Genomic DNA, 14,267 nt, shown 5'->3' with positions numbered 1-14,267 from the left:
AGCGGGTTCTTTATTCTCGGTTCCGAGTCATTGGCTACGCGCGCGCCGACCCTCGATCACGGAAGGTAGAAACTATTACTATCATTGGAGTGAAAATCATCTCTATGGGAATCGATTACTCACAGCTGCACGATCCGAACGCCGAGTATACGATGCGTGACCTCTCGAGCGAGACGATGGGGGTCACCCGCGAACGCGGCGGCGGCCGGGACGTCGAGATCACCGATATCCAGACGACGATGATCGACGGCAACTTCCCGTGGACCCTCGTCCGAATCTACACCGACGAGGGGATTACCGGCACCGGTGAGGCCTATTGGGGAGCCGGCGTGCCGGAACTGATCGAGCGGATGACGCCCTTCCTGCAGGGCGAGAACCCGCTGGACATCGACCGGCTGACCGAGCACCTCGTCCAGAAGATGTCCGGCGAGGGCTCGATCGGCGGCGTCACGGTCACCGCGATCTCGGGGATCGAGGTCGCGTTGCACGACCTCGCCGGAAAAATCCTCGACGTCCCGGCCTATCAGCTGCTGGGCGGCAAGTACCGAGACGAGGTTCGGGTCTACTGCGATTGTCACACCGAGGAGGAAGCCGATCCCGACGCCTGCGCCGACGAAGCCGAGCGCGTCGTCGAGGAACTGGGGTACGACGCCCTCAAGTTCGATCTCGACGTTCCCAGCGGTCACGAGAAAGACCGCGCGAACCGGCACCTCCGCGACCCCGAGATCGAACACAAGGCCGAAATCGTCGAGAAGGTCACGGAGCGCGTCGGCTCCCGAGCCGACGTCGCCTTCGACTGTCACTGGACCTTCTCCGGCGGCAGCGCGAAGCGACTCGCGAAGCGTCTCGAGGAGTACGATATCTGGTGGCTCGAGGACCCCGTCCCGCCGGAGAACCACGACGTCCAGCGGGAGGTCACGCAGTCGACGTCGACGCCGATCACGGTCGGCGAGAACGTCTACCGGAAACACGGTCAGCGCCGCCTGCTCGAGGAGCAGGCTGTCGACATTATCGCGCCGGACATGCCCAAGGTCGGCGGGATGCGCGAGACGCGGAAGATCGCCGATCTCGCGGACATGTACTACGTCCCGGTCGCGATGCACAACGTCTCCTCGCCGGTCGCGACGGTCGCCAGCGCACACGTCGGCGCGGCCATCCCGAACTCGCTCGCGGTGGAGTACCACTCCTACGAACTCGGTTGGTGGTCGGACCTCGTCGAGGAGGACGTCATCGAGGACGGCTACATCGAGATTCCGGAGGAACCCGGTCTGGGCGTCACGCTCGACATGGACGCCGTCGAGGCGCACATGATCGAGGGTGAGGAGTTGTTCGACGAAGCGTAAGCCGCGTCGAGCCAGCAACTCTCCGATTTACGTCGTTCGGCGAGGTGCGGATCGATGGAGCAGCATTTCAGCACGGCTGACAGTGTGAGCGACCGAGAACCGATCGCGTTCGAACTCGAGGTCGACGGCGACCGGTACACCACCGGCAGCACGGGCGCGTTCCTCGAGGACTACGAGGCGGCGTCCGTCACGATTCGCCCGCTGGAGGAGTGATCGATGCCGCGATTCAGATTATTCCGATTATGAGTGAATTTATGTGTTCCAGGGGCGAACGCTCATCCATGACGGATCGTCTCAGCAGCGGCGGGATCGCGACCGGGGATCGAACGGCGACTGCGGGAGGGTTGCACGGATGACCGAGAAACGGGTCGTCAGGGAACGGATCGTCGACGGCGGCGTCATCGCGGTCCTTCGTGGTATCGATGAGAACCAAATCGTCCCGGTCGCTCGCGCGATTAACGACGCCGGGGTCGACGCGCTCGAGATCACGGCGGACGGGACGCGCGCGGCCGAACAGATCGCGGCCGTCGACCGGGAACTCGCGGATACCGACGCGGTCGTCGGCGCGGGAACCGTCCTCGACGCGCCGACCGCACAGTCGGTGATCGACGCGGGCGCGTCGTTCGTCGTCTCGCCCCACACCGATGCGGACGTGATCAGAACCTGCAACCGACACGGCGTCCTCGTCGCACCCGGTGTGATGACTCCCACCGAGGCCGTGACGGCGATGGAAGCCGGCGCGGCTCTCCTCAAGATGTTCCCCGCGTCGACGGTCGGCCCGGGCCACATCGGTGCGCTCGCGGGGCCGCTCGGCGACGTCGACATCGTTCCGACGGGTGGCGTCTCGCGCGACAACGTCGCGGACTTCTTCGACGCCGGCGCCGTGGCCGTCGGTGCCGGCGGCGCGATCGTGGACGACGCGGCCATCGCCGACGGCGACATGGATCGGGTTCGAGCGACGGCGGCGTCGTTCGTCGACGCGGTCCAGGCGGCGCGCGACGAGTAATCGAACGGTGGCGCTCTCGGCGTGTCGCGTCCCGTGGGCGATCGCAGTACGACCGTCTGAGTGTGCTGGTTACTGTTTTATGCCACTCGTCGGGGTCGCTATGGGCGTGACTCCAGATCAGCGCACGCGTAGACGAGTCCTGCGCACGGTCGGGACCACTGTAGCGATCGGCAGCCTCGGGGTCGGCTCGAGTGCTGCACAGAACGGGCAGGACGGGCAGGAAGGCCAGAACGGGGACGGTGTCGACAGTCCGTATACGGCGACGTATCGCAACACCATCGACTCAGTCGTACTGGTCACCGTCTCCGGTCCTCGCGGCAGTGGCGGACTGGGATCGGGGTTCGTCATCGACGATCAGCACGTCGTAACTAACAACCACGTCATCCAGAGCGCGGCCGAGGGCGGAGTCGAACTGCAGTTCAGTACTGAGGAGTGGCGGACCGCGTCGATCGTCGGCACCGATCCCTACAGCGATCTCGCCGTCCTTCGCGTCGAGGAGATGCCGGACGTTGCGACCGGGTTGTCGATCGTCGATCGAGAGCCCGCTATCGGCCGGGAAGTACTCGTTCTCGGCAATCCGCTCGGGCTGGATGCCTCGATCTCACAGGGAATCGTCAGCGGCGTCGATCGAGTGCTACCCAGTCCGGCCGGCTTCTCGATTCCGGCCGCGATCCAGACAGACGCATCGGTCAATCCCGGCAACAGCGGCGGCCCGCTGGTGAGCCTCGAGGGGGAGGTGTTCGGCGTCGTCTTCGCCGGAGCCGACCAGACGATCGGCTTCGCGATCTCCCCGCGCCTCGCGAATCGGGTCATCCCCGCGCTCATCGAGGACGGCACGTACGAACACCCGTTCATGGGCGTCGCCGTTCAGCCTGTGGGACCGGACATCGCCGAGGCGGTCGGACTCGAGGAGGCCACGGGCGTCCTCGTCACGGAAGTCGTCCCGAACGCGCCCGCCGACGGCGTTCTCCAGCCGGCGGTTCCCACCCAGCCCGGTAGCGGCGACGTGATCGTCGCCATCGACGGCGAGGAAATCCAGAATCAGTCGCAGCTGCTCTCCTATCTCGCGCTCGAGACGTCGCCCGGCGACACGGTCGAACTCACGGTCATCCGGAACGGTGAACGGGGATCGGTCGAAGTGACGCTGGAAGCGCGGCCGGAACTCCAGCTACCACAGACACCGATTCCGGGAAGACCGGGCGAACGACCCCCGATAGGTCCGTAACCGATACCGGCCACTAACAGTTCGCTTCGGGACGAATCGGTTCGGCCGGCTCCATCAATATGCGGAAAGCCAGTTTGCTCGTCGTTCTGCCGAGCGTCGTTAGCGTTCGTCGGACGCTTCTTCTCGCCCCTCGAGGTCCTCGAGATCGTCCGCCTCCTCGCGGGGTGCGTTCTGGGTCCCGAGGTCGTCGCCCTCATCGACCTCCTCGGGGTCGCGGTCGATCCGATCGAGTTCGTCGGTGATCTCTGCTTCCCGTTCCGCCTCGTACTCGTTCGCTCTGTCGGTGTCGTCTTCTGCCATGTTTCCTGATCGGTATTCGAACGGTTTGGGCGTGGGGCCGTCGACTGCAACGCCGCCGCTGGACCCGATCGAATGCTATTTCGACACCGGAACGGGCACGATCCGTCGGCGGACACGAAAGACAGATAAAAGACCCCGCGCTGTGAACAGACAGACATGGACGTTCCGTACGACCTCACCTCGTACGTTCGGGTGTTGAAAATGGCGACGACACCCACTACCGAGGAGTTCCTCCAGGTGTCGAAGATTGCCGGTGCAGGAGTCCTGCTGATCGGGCTTGTCGGATTCCTCATCGGCACGATCATGGTGTTCCTGACCAGCGGTGGTGGCCTCTAATGGGCATCTTCGCTGTCAAAACGACGGCGAGCCAGGAGCGAACCGTCGCTGACATGATCATCAACCGCGAAGAGCCGGATATTCACGCCGCGCTCGCCCCCGACTCGCTGACCTCCTACGTGATGGTCGAGGCCGAAGGCGACGCGGTCCTCAACCGGGTCCTCGAGGATATCCCGCACGCGCGGAGCATCGTTCCCGGCGAGTCCGACATCTCTGAGGTCGAACACTTCCTCTCTCCGAAGCCGGATGTCGAGGGAATCGCCGAGGGCGACATCGTCGAACTCATCGCTGGCCCGTTCAAGGGCGAGAAGGCCCAGGTCCAGCGCATCGACGAGGGGAAGGATCAGGTGACGGTCGAACTGTACGAGGCGACGGTTCCGATTCCGGTGACGGTTCGTGGCGACCAGATTCGCGTGCTGGACAGTGACGAGCGCTAACGCGCTCGTCAGGCAGTCAGCGCGGCGGGGCCGCGCTGAATATAGCGACGAACGATAGTTCGTCGGACCATGCGAGCGGTGCGCGGTTCGGAGCCCCGAAGGGGCGAGAACCGCGGTGTGAACGGGGAACGAAGTGACCCATGAACGCCCACGAAGTGGCCGCGAGCAGACCGTGACGAGCGCTAACCCGCGTGTCAACTAGTTGCTGCCACTACTATTCCGAACGGACGGTATCGCGCGACCCACGGCGTTCCGATCGATTGCGGTCGCTGATTATCCGAGCACACTACGCCGGCCAGCGACGCGAACATCGACGTGATCCCTCGCTGTCAGGGCTACCGCCTCTACCTCTCCGAGAAGAGTGCGATCAGTTCGTATGAGAGCGGAACGCGATGCCGCTAGGCGTCAGCGGTCCGCTGGGCCCGATATAGCCGGTTTTCAACGGGTATCGTCGCCGTTCGTTACCGCTTCAACTCCGTGGCGATCGTTTGCATATCCGCGACGGACTCGATCTCCTCGAGCAACTCCTCGCGCTCCCGGACCGCTTCGGAGCTGGCCCCGTAGGCGCGGACGTATTCGGCGCGGCTGTGTTCGGTGAAGGCGTGGCGAATCGCGAGATAGCCGTCCGGAATAATGGTCCCGCAGACTTTACACTCGCGGCGCTGGTGGTCCGTCGCCTGATGGACGACGGCAGACTCGACGTCTTCGAACACCGAACCGCAGCCGTCGATCCCGCATTTCCAGGCCATTCGATACGGTCACTCGGACGGCCGCCCTAATCATCCTTTCGCAGCGGAGGTCATCGGCCAGAAACATGTGCCCGACAGACCTTCGGCCGTCGAGTTCCTCCACTCGAGGTATGCCGGCGACTAACAGGTCGGAGCTGTCGGCGTTCGATGCCGATCGCGTCCGTCAGGTCGTTCAGGAGACGGTCTCCGGACCGTTGTACGCGTTCTGTGAGTACGACACGGAGTCGTTTCGGCCGCTCTACCTCAGCGACGAGACCGTCTCGATGTACGAGAGTCGAGACGCGATGCTCGAGCACTTCGAGACGATCCACACGAACGTCCACATGGACTTCATGCAGAGCAAGCTCTTCCGAAACACGTTGTTTCCGGACGCCGAGCGCGTGGAGTACATCACGACGTCGATGGACTTCCTGAAGATCCTCCGCGTCTACGTCGGCGACGATGGTCTCTTCATCTCGGTCGATCCGGCGGAACCGGTCGTCCCGATCGTCGACGCGATCAAGGCCACTGTCGAGTGGCCGGAAAATCAGAATTCATAACTCGGCGCTGACGAAAGTGAGCGGCGTGACCGACGGATGACGTTCCGAGTCGACTGCCACGTGAAGGTGCTTAACGACCGCGTGGTCGAACGGGCGAAGCGAGCCGGCCTCGACGCGATCGTCTACGCGCCTCACTTCACCCGCCTCCCGGAGATCCGCGAGCACGCGGCGGAGTACGCCGACGACGAGCTGCTGGTGATCCCCGCCCGCGAGGTGTTTACCGGGTCGTGGCGACAGCGCCGACACGTCCTCGCCATCGGTCTCGAGGATCCCGTTCCGGATTATATCCCGCTCGAGACGGCGATGGCCGAGTTCGATCGACAGGACGCGGCGGTGCTCGTCCCGCATCCGACCTTCGCAAACGTGAGCTTCGAAGAAGCCGATCTGAAAGCGCATGCGGAGACGATCGACGCGATCGAGATCTTCAACCCGAAGCACTTTCGATTGCACAATCGCCGCGCGCGCACTCTCGCCGAGTCGCTCTCGATCCCGCCGTTTACCTCCTCGTACGCCCACCTCCCGCGAACGGTTGGCACCGCCTACACCGCCTTCGAAGCAGCCATCGAGCGCGAGGCGGATCTGGTTACTGCGCTCAGGGACGGGATCGCACGCCGGGTCGTCTACGACAACGGCCTCGATCGGTTGACGACGACGGCGTCGGAACTCGCACACCTCGTCTACGAAAACACCTGGAAGAAGGTCGATCGACTCTTCCTGTCGGGAACCGAACCGACCCATCCCACCCATATCGCGTACGACGGTCGATTCGACGACGTGTCCGTCTATTAGGGACACTCCGGCTGAACGCTGCCCCACCTACCGAGACGATAGCTATACGTGCCAACGCATACCACTACGAGTATCAATGCGCTCGAACCGTCTGTCCTCGAACCCGTTTGATCGAAGAGCAGCCGCCGTCTCCGGAGTCGATCGTCGATGAGGGATTTTTCGAACCACGCGTCCGATCGACCCGCGGGCCACGATGTCGAAATCACCGGGATCGAAGCGGCGGTCGTCGAGGGAAACTTCGAATGGAATCTCGTGAGAGTCCACACGGATGCGGGCGTAACGGGAATCGGGGAGGCCTACCGTGGCGGTGGCGTTCCCGAACTGGTCGAGTACGCGAACCGATTTCTTGTCGGCGAGAATCCGCTCGATGTCGAGCGGCTGTTCCGGCGCCTCGTTCAGGAGATGTCGGGCCACGGCGGCACGACGGGGAAGGTCGTCACCGCCGCCTCCGGGATCGAAATCGCGCTGTGGGACGCCGCCGGCAAAATTCTGGACCTGCCGGTCTACCAACTGCTCGGATCGCGCTACCGCGACCGGGTCCGGATCTATTGCGACTGTCACGCCGGCGAGGCGTACGCAGTCGACGACGGCGGAGCCACGGAGTACGCCGACGTGGACGCGTATATGCCCGAGGCGTACGCCGCCGAGGCCGAGCGCGTCGTCGACATGGGATTCGACGCGATCAAGTTCGACCTCGACACGCCGCGGGATACCGATCCGGATCCGTACAACGGTCGCCTGACCAACGCCGCCTTAAACCACAAGGTCGCGGTCGTCGAGGCCGTCCGGAATGCCGTCGGCGACGAGATCGATCTCGCCTTCGACTGCCACTGGGACTACACGGTCGAGAGCGCAAGCCGCCTGGCGCGCAAACTCGAGCCGTACGATCTGATGTGGCTCGAGGACGTCGTCCCGCCGGAGGAGACGGCCGCCCAGCGCGAGGTCGCCCGGCGGACGGCGACGCCGCTCGCGACCGGCGAGAATCGGTTCCGCATTCACGAACTGAGCGACCTGATCGACGACTACGCGGTCGACGTGATCACGCCCGATCCGACGACCTGCGGCGGGCTCGCCGAGTCCAAGCGGATCGCCGAACGCGCCGAGGAACGCTATATTCCGTTCTCACCGCACAACGTCTGTAGCCCCGTTGGGACGATGGCCTGCGTCCATCTCTGTGCGGCCGTCCCCAACGCCGACGTGCTCGAGTATCACGCGCTCGCGGTCGACTGGTGGGACGACCTGCTCGTGCGCGACGAGCCGCTCATCGCGGACGGTTTCATCGACGTGCCGACCGAGCCGGGCCTGGGCATCGAACTGGACGAAGCGGTCGTCGAGGAACACGTACTGCCCGGGACCGACGGTTTCGACTGAGACACACGCAGCCTCGGTTTCTGTCAGTAGTTGGTACTACGATTTCTTCAGTCAAAGTGTGATGTGAAACTCGTGTTCAGTACAGCCCAAGGAGTTACCGCTGCGGTCGGATCGCAATCGTAGCACCCGCGAACGAGCGAAGCGAGTGAGCGGCCTTTTTAGCGTAGATTTTTGCGCCCAACGAGGGACGCTTCGCGTCCCTCGAGCCGTGCGAGCGGGCCTTCGGCCCGCGAGCAGAGAGCGGTGAGCGAGCGCTGCGAGCGAACCCGAGGCGGAAAACGGTACTTCTGCATCTGTACTTACCGATCTGCTCGACTCAGTTTCGACCCGTGCCGAGTAGAGAACGTATACTACTCTTCTTCGGCTGATTCGCGGACTCGAGACAGCGTCTCCGCGACCCGGTCCCAGTGGCTCCCGCGCCAGAAGTGCTGACCGCAGTCCCGACAGATCCACGTCGCGAACTCGGTCGGATCGGGCGCGTACGCCGGCGTCGACGCCGTCGAACCGACGGGCTCGAGCGGGCCGTTACACCGCCCGCAGAACCGGGGCTCGTCCGCGAGCGTCAGCTCGATTCCGGCAGCGTCGAGTGCCGCGAGCTGGGCCTCAACGTCGCGGGACTCGAGCAGGATCGACTCGTCGGCCCGCCCCGCCAGTTCGACGTCTCGAGTGACGACCGTCCGCTTTTCGTCCCGAGCGGCGGCGAGGAGGGCGTCGTCGGCCTCGAGTCCGCGGTCGCCGGCGTACGCGGTGTCGTGATTGCACATTCGTAGATAGGGGATAATTCCGCCACACATGACGTCGACGAGCAAGCGCATGAGAGGAAGTCGGTGCCGTTCGTCAGTGGAGGAACTCGCGGAGGGCCGCGAGCTCCCACGTGTTAATCACGTCGGCCGGTTCGGCCCAGCCGCGGCGCGCGGTGTGGACGCCCCAGCGCATGTACTCGAGTGTAGACGGTCGATGGGAGTCCGTGTTGATCGCGATGGCTGCCCCCTCCTCGAGAGCGGCCTGGACGGCGCTGCCCCAGAGATCCAGCCGACGAGGATTGCTGTTGACCTCGAGGGCGGTATCGTGTTCGGCAGCGGCCCGTCCGAGCGCGGTCGCGTCGAACTCGAGGCCGGAGCGCTCGTTGATCAGCCGACCGCTGGGGTGGCCGAGCACGTCGATCGCCGGATTCTCGAGGGCGTGAACGAGCCGCTTCGTGGCGGTCTCGGCGTCTTGTCCGAGTGCACTGTGCGGCGAGGCGACGATCACGTCCAGGGCCTCGATCACCGCCTCGGAGAGGTCGATCTCGCCGTCGGCGTCGACGTTCGCTTCGATTCCCGCGAAGACCTCGATATCGGCCTCGTCGCCGACCGCGCGGATCTCCTCGACCTGCTCGAGGATCTCGGTATCGGAGAGTCCCATGCCGCCGACGATTCCGGGGCCCTCTGCGTGGTCGGCGATTCCGAAGTAGTCGTACCCTCGCTCGGCGGCGGCCTCGATCATCGCTGAGATGGGCGTGGCACCGTCGGACCACTCGGTGTGGGTGTGCAGGTCGCCGCGGATGTCGTCGCGCGTGATGAGTTCCGGTAGCTCCCCGTTTTCCGCGGCGGCGATTTCGCCCCGATCCGTCCTGAGCTCCGGCGGAATCCACGGCAGTCCGAGCGCTTCGTACATTCCCGCTTCGGTTTCGCCGGCGACGCGGTCGCCGACTCGCTGCCCGTCTTCCGCGTCCGGGACCTCGCTCACGTCGAAGGCACCGTACTCGTTTAACTTCATCTCGCGGTCGATCGCGTAGTTGCGCAGGCTGACGTTGTGGTCCTTGCTCCCGGTGAAGTACTGGAGCGCGGAGCCGAACTCCGCGGGAACGACGACGCGTAAATCCACGCGGATTTCCCCGACGCGGATGCTCGCCTTCTCCGGGCCGGATTCGATCTCGTCGTCGGCCGACTCCCACTCCACGAAGCGTTCGATCACGGCCTCGTTCGCCTCGGTCGCCGCGAGAACGTCCACGTCGCCGATCGTCTCGCGCCACCGGCGGATCGAGCCCGCCACTTCGCAGCGCTCGACCGCGGCGATCGACTCGAGGAAGGCGAGCACGTCGTCGGCGAGCGGTCGCGCCTCGCCGAGGAGCTGGCGCTGACCGATGGTCCGGGCGAACTCCACGTTCTCGAGGATATTTTGCTCCGTTTTCGGCCCGAATCCCTTCACGGACTGTATCTCCTCGGCTTCTGCCGCCTCCTCGAGGTCGTCCAGCGTTTGAATCCCGAGTTCGCGATAGAGCGTTCCCGCGGTCTTGGGGCCGACCCCCTCGATACGGGTGATGTCGGCGATATCGATCGGGAGTTCCTCCCGGAGCGCCTCGAGTTCGTCGATCTCACCGGTTTCGACGTACTCGATGATCTTCGAGGAGATGGCGTCGCCGACGCCCTCGATGTTCTCGACAGCCTCGTGATCGCCGGACTCGACTCGATCGGCGATCGGCGACGGATGGGCGCGAATGTTCTCGGCCGCCCGGCGGTAGGCGCGGGGTTTGTACTCGACGTCGTCGGCCTCGAGCAGGTCCGCGAACTCCTCGAAGCGAGCGGCGAGTTCCGCGTTGGTCGTCATCGGCCCCTCCGCGCGCTGGCGTCGTCCTCCTGTCCCAGCGCCTTCTTCAGGAACGACATCCAGCGTTTGCGATCCTGCGCTTGCTGAACTTTCTGCTCGCGCTCGAGATCCGTCGGCCCCAGGCTCTCGAGGGCGTTCAGTGCCCGGTCGATCCCGATGATGCTGCCGGCGAGTTCCTCGCCCTCGCCCCACGTGATATCGCCCTCCTCGATCCGCTCGAGTCGCTCGAGCCGCTCGCGTCGCAGGTTCTTCTTGGCCTGCTCGACGCGATCGCGTTCGCCGGACGGGACCGTCTCGCGGCGCTTGATCTCGAAGACGAACGTCCGGAGGTCGATCTCCTCCCCCTGTATCTCGATCGTCTCCGGAATGTCCGCGCCGACGGTCGCGCCCTCGCGCTCGACGCGCTCGAGCAGTTGCTTGCGCTCGTACTCTTGCACAGTCGGATATGGGGGCGGGGAGCCAAAAATGTACAGTCCACGCTGTCCGTTTTTACGGAACCAGCCCGTTTCGTGAACTTCAATCGGCCGGTAGGGAGGGAGAAACGAACCGTACACGGTGCCTACTGATCGGGTCGACCGCGCCGAAATAATCCGGCGAAAACCCCAAATCCCTTAGCGACTCCGCACATACCCCCGGTTAATGGCCAAGTGCGACGTGTGTGGGAAAGACGAAAACATGCCGTACAACTGTCGGCACTGCGGTGGCACGTACTGTGGCGACCATCGGCTCCCCGAGAATCACAACTGCACGGGACTCGAGAACTGGAACGACCCGAAGGGCGTCTTCGACAGCGGCTTCGACGACAACGTCAATTCGGGCGGGAGTTCATCTCGTGCCTCGAGTCTCGCGGACAAGATTCCGATTAATACGGGCACTGGTGGGCCGCTGGCGTACTTCCGCGGGAACGCGACCTACACGTTCCTCGCGCTGATGTGGATCACATTCCTCGCACAACTGGTCGTTGGATCGTTCGGCGGCCGAGTTCTCTACGAGTCACTGTTCATGCTGACGTCGTGGAACGTCGAGTACGTCTGGACGTGGTTCACCTCGATCTTCGCCCACAGCACGGGCAACTTCATGCACATCGTCGGGAACAGCATCGTGATTTTCTTCTTCGGACCCCTCGTCGAGCGGTACGTCGGCTCGAGGAAGTTCGCGATCCTGTTCCTCGTCAGCGGCGCGCTCGCCGGGCTGGGTCAGGTCGCGATTTCGATCGCGCAGGGGGCCCCAACTGCCGTCCTCGGAGCCAGCGGGGCCGCACTCGCCATCATGGGCGTCCTGACGGTTCTCAACCCCGGCCTCAAGGTGTACCTCTACTTCATCCTCCCCGTCCCGATCTGGCTGCTCACCGCCGGCTACGCCGTGCTTAGCATCACTTTCCTCTCCGGTGTCGTCGGCGGTGGCGGTGGTATCGCCCACGGGGCTCATCTCATCGGCCTCGTGATCGGCCTCGCCTACGGCCAGTATCTCAAGCAAAACCGGAACGTCAGCGCACCGAACAGTCTCGAGTTCGGCGGTGGCGGCCCCGGTGGACCCGGCGGGCCGGGCGGTCCCGGCGGCCCCGGACGCGGCCGGTTCTGATCACATCGCCGACGGTCTCTCGCAACCCCCGCAACTGATTTTCGTCCGCCGTCTATCACCGCGACACCGATGAGCAATCCCCGCCCCGATCTCGCACCCGGCTCCGGTCTCTCGCGCGAGGAGATGGAGGCCCTCCAGCGCGAAATCGCGTCCGTCGCCGTTTTCGACGACGAGTTCGCGTTCGATCCCGCCGCGGTCTCGAATCCGCTCGCGACGACCGCGAGCGCCGGCGACCCGCCGGTCGTCGTCGGCGTCGATCAGTCGTTCCTTACGAACGAGGACGGCGACCAGGACCGCGCCCTGAGCGCCGTCGTCGCGATGCGCGGGGGCGAGGTCGTCGAGCGCGTCCACGCGGTGACGCCTCTCGAGATCCCCTACATCCCCGGCCTCCTCTCCTTTCGCGAGGGCGGGCCGATTCTCGCGGCGCTCGAAGAGCTATCAGTCGACCCCGATCTCTTGCTGTTCGACGGCAGCGGCCGGATTCACTTCCGACAGGCCGGGATCGCGACGCACATGGGCGTCGTCCGGGACGTGCCGAGCATCGGGGTCGCGAAGAGCCTGCTCTGTGGCACGCCGCGAGCGGACACCGACGACCTTCCCGAGGGATCGACGGTCGCCATCGAATCGAACTCGAGAGTCGACGCGCCCGACGGAACGCTGATCGGCTACGCCGTCCAAACGCGCCAGTACGACTCCCCGAACCAGTACATCAATCCGCTGTACGTCAGCTCCGGCCACCGCGTCGGCCCCGAAACGGCGGCCGAAATCGTCCTCGAGCTCGCCTCGTCGTACAAACTCCCCGAGCCGGTCCGACTCGCGGACAAGTACGCGGACGAAGCGAAGAAATCGCTCCTCGAGTAGACCTCGTCACCGTCCACCGGCTACAGACGGCCGTTCAACCGCCAGCGGGAGGTGGGACTTTCGTGCTGTTTGATATCTCGGAACGATCGGTCGAGTCGATCGAAACTCGTCCGAACCTGAAAATTACGATGAGCGCGACAAACCGTCGATACTTAGGTATCGTCTCTCGAACCGGTCACGTATGGCTACCGCTGAGGACGTCGAAGGGACAGACGACGACGAGCCGGCCGGGACCGTCGTCGAGGACGACCGCGGTCGCGAGACCGCGACGACCGACGAGGACCGCTATACACGCAAGAAATCGGTCCTCATCACCGGCTGCTCCTCGGGGATCGGCCGGGCGACCGCTCGAGCCTTCCTCGCCGAGGACTGGCAGGTCTTCGCGACGGCGCGCAACGTCGACGACATCGACGACCTCGAGGAGGCGGGCTGCGAGACGCTCGCGCTCGACGTCACCGACCCCGAGCAAGTCGCATCCGTCGTCGAGGAAACCGTCGACATCGCGGGATCGATCGACTGCGTCGTCAACAACGCCGGCTACGCCCAGATGGGGCCCCTCGAGGACGTCGCCACGGTCGACCTCCACCGGCAGTTCGACGTCAACGTCTACGGCCCTCATCGACTCACTCGCGCCGCCCTGCCGCACATGCGCGCCCAGGGAGAGGGGTGTATCGTCAACGTTTCGAGCGTCATCGGCCGGATCTCGATGCCCGGCGCGGGTGCCTACGCCGGCTCGAAACACGCGCTCGAGGCGATGAGCGACGCCCTGCGCGGGGAAGTCGACGAGTTCGGGATCGACGTCGTCGTGATCGAACCCGGGCCGGTCGAGACGAACTTCTCCGACCGGGTCGACGACGAACTCCCGGAAGACGAGCGGACGCCGGCCTACGAGTCGCTGTACGAACTGTACGACGACGCGCAGCTAATCGGCGGCGGGAGCGGCGGCCCCTTCGCCTCCGATCCCGAGGACGTGGCGGAAGCGATCCTCGAGTCGGCGACCAGCCCTGACCCGCCGGCGCGGTACCCGGTCGGCCCGCTGGCGCAGTACGGACTCTACGCTCGCTATCTGCCGGATCGGCTGCGCGATGCGGTGTACGGTCTCCTGCGAAAACTCGCGTAGGCTCGGTGCTCGCATCGAGCG

At 64.8% G+C, this 14,267-nt stretch carries 17 protein-coding genes; 12 read left to right on the top strand and 5 right to left on the bottom strand.

The window, feature by feature from the left end; all coding sequences use genetic code 11:
* Positions 1 to 104: 104 nt before the first annotated feature.
* The 4 genes from LDH74_RS07910 (at position 105) to LDH74_RS07895 (ending at position 3,574) form a co-directional block, all read left to right on the top strand.
* Positions 105 to 1,343, top strand: coding sequence for a mandelate racemase/muconate lactonizing enzyme family protein (locus LDH74_RS07910; RefSeq protein WP_226041964.1), 1,239 nt, complete (start codon positions 105 to 107; stop codon positions 1,341 to 1,343).
* Between the two features lie 54 nt (positions 1,344 to 1,397).
* Positions 1,398 to 1,556, top strand: coding sequence for a hypothetical protein (locus tag LDH74_RS07905; RefSeq protein WP_226042593.1), 159 nt, complete (start codon positions 1,398 to 1,400; stop codon positions 1,554 to 1,556).
* Between the two features lie 139 nt (positions 1,557 to 1,695).
* Positions 1,696 to 2,349, top strand: a complete 654-nt coding sequence (locus LDH74_RS07900; RefSeq protein WP_226041963.1) for a bifunctional 4-hydroxy-2-oxoglutarate aldolase/2-dehydro-3-deoxy-phosphogluconate aldolase — start codon at positions 1,696 to 1,698, stop codon at positions 2,347 to 2,349.
* A gap of 100 nt (positions 2,350 to 2,449) precedes the next feature.
* A complete protein-coding gene (locus tag LDH74_RS07895) occupies positions 2,450 to 3,574 on the top strand; it encodes a trypsin-like peptidase domain-containing protein (protein WP_226041962.1) in 1,125 nt (374 codons plus the stop codon).
* Positions 3,575 to 3,673: 99 nt separating this feature from the next.
* Here the strand turns inward: LDH74_RS07895 and LDH74_RS07890 are convergent, their stop codons facing one another.
* Positions 3,674 to 3,874, bottom strand: coding sequence for a hypothetical protein (locus LDH74_RS07890; protein WP_226041961.1), 201 nt, complete (start codon positions 3,872 to 3,874; stop codon positions 3,674 to 3,676).
* A 156-nt stretch (positions 3,875 to 4,030) separates the two neighbouring features.
* Here LDH74_RS07890 and LDH74_RS07885 point away from each other — a divergent pair, with 156 nt between their 5' ends.
* Entirely contained in the window at positions 4,031 to 4,210 is a 180-nt protein-coding gene (locus LDH74_RS07885; protein ID WP_098726634.1) for a protein translocase SEC61 complex subunit gamma, read from the top strand.
* Complete coding sequence (locus tag LDH74_RS07880) at positions 4,210 to 4,647, top strand: transcription elongation factor Spt5 (RefSeq protein ID WP_098726635.1); 438 nt, start codon at positions 4,210 to 4,212, stop codon at positions 4,645 to 4,647. Before LDH74_RS07885 ends, LDH74_RS07880 begins: the two co-directional genes overlap by 1 nt.
* A gap of 461 nt (positions 4,648 to 5,108) precedes the next feature.
* Here LDH74_RS07880 and LDH74_RS07875 read toward each other — a convergent pair whose 3' ends face one another.
* A complete protein-coding gene (locus LDH74_RS07875; protein ID WP_098726636.1) occupies positions 5,109 to 5,396 on the bottom strand; it encodes a hypothetical protein in 288 nt (95 codons plus the stop codon).
* Positions 5,397 to 5,506: 110 nt separating this feature from the next.
* Here LDH74_RS07875 and LDH74_RS07870 point away from each other — a divergent pair, with 110 nt between their 5' ends.
* The 3 genes from LDH74_RS07870 (at position 5,507) to LDH74_RS07860 (ending at position 8,095) form a co-directional block, all read left to right on the top strand.
* On the top strand, positions 5,507 to 5,935 hold the full coding sequence (locus LDH74_RS07870) for a hypothetical protein (RefSeq protein WP_226041960.1): 429 nt from the start codon (positions 5,507 to 5,509) through the stop codon (positions 5,933 to 5,935).
* Between the two features lie 36 nt (positions 5,936 to 5,971).
* Positions 5,972 to 6,724: a PHP-associated domain-containing protein gene (locus LDH74_RS07865; protein WP_226041959.1), complete on the top strand. Its 753-nt coding sequence runs from the start codon at positions 5,972 to 5,974 to the stop codon at positions 6,722 to 6,724.
* Positions 6,725 to 6,871: 147 nt separating this feature from the next.
* Complete coding sequence (locus tag LDH74_RS07860) at positions 6,872 to 8,095, top strand: mandelate racemase/muconate lactonizing enzyme family protein (protein ID WP_226041958.1); 1,224 nt, start codon at positions 6,872 to 6,874, stop codon at positions 8,093 to 8,095.
* 350 nt (positions 8,096 to 8,445) lie between these two features.
* Here LDH74_RS07860 and LDH74_RS07855 read toward each other — a convergent pair whose 3' ends face one another.
* From LDH74_RS07855 to LDH74_RS07845, 3 genes are read right to left on the bottom strand one after another with little or no spacing between them, the layout of a single operon-like run.
* Positions 8,446 to 8,910, bottom strand: coding sequence for a Mut7-C RNAse domain-containing protein (locus tag LDH74_RS07855; RefSeq protein ID WP_226041957.1), 465 nt, complete (start codon positions 8,908 to 8,910; stop codon positions 8,446 to 8,448).
* Between the two features lie 22 nt (positions 8,911 to 8,932).
* Positions 8,933 to 10,684, bottom strand: a complete 1,752-nt coding sequence (gene polX / locus LDH74_RS07850; RefSeq protein WP_226041956.1) for a DNA polymerase/3'-5' exonuclease PolX — start codon at positions 10,682 to 10,684, stop codon at positions 8,933 to 8,935.
* Positions 10,681 to 11,121, bottom strand: coding sequence for a DUF5788 family protein (locus LDH74_RS07845; protein ID WP_226041955.1), 441 nt, complete (start codon positions 11,119 to 11,121; stop codon positions 10,681 to 10,683). The genes polX and LDH74_RS07845 overlap by 4 nt, the downstream gene beginning before the upstream one ends.
* Positions 11,122 to 11,323: 202 nt before the next feature.
* Between LDH74_RS07845 and LDH74_RS07840 the strand changes: the two genes are divergently transcribed.
* The 3 genes from LDH74_RS07840 (at position 11,324) to LDH74_RS07830 (ending at position 14,246) form a co-directional block, all read left to right on the top strand.
* The gene (locus LDH74_RS07840; RefSeq protein WP_226041954.1) at positions 11,324 to 12,265 is read left to right on the top strand and encodes a rhomboid family intramembrane serine protease; all 942 of its coding nucleotides are present in this window, start codon (positions 11,324 to 11,326) and stop codon (positions 12,263 to 12,265) included.
* A 69-nt stretch (positions 12,266 to 12,334) separates the two neighbouring features.
* A complete protein-coding gene (locus tag LDH74_RS07835) occupies positions 12,335 to 13,126 on the top strand; it encodes an endonuclease V (RefSeq protein ID WP_226041953.1) in 792 nt (263 codons plus the stop codon).
* A 181-nt stretch (positions 13,127 to 13,307) separates the two neighbouring features.
* On the top strand, positions 13,308 to 14,246 hold the full coding sequence (locus LDH74_RS07830; RefSeq protein WP_226041952.1) for an SDR family oxidoreductase: 939 nt from the start codon (positions 13,308 to 13,310) through the stop codon (positions 14,244 to 14,246).
* Positions 14,247 to 14,267: the final 21 nt, after the last annotated feature.

It is taken from the genome of Natrinema sp. DC36, from assembly GCF_020405225.1.
Lineage (GTDB): Archaea > Halobacteriota > Halobacteria > Halobacteriales > Natrialbaceae > Natrinema.
Note: the sequence above shows the minus strand (reverse complement) of the source record. Positions and strands in the feature narration are given on the sequence as shown.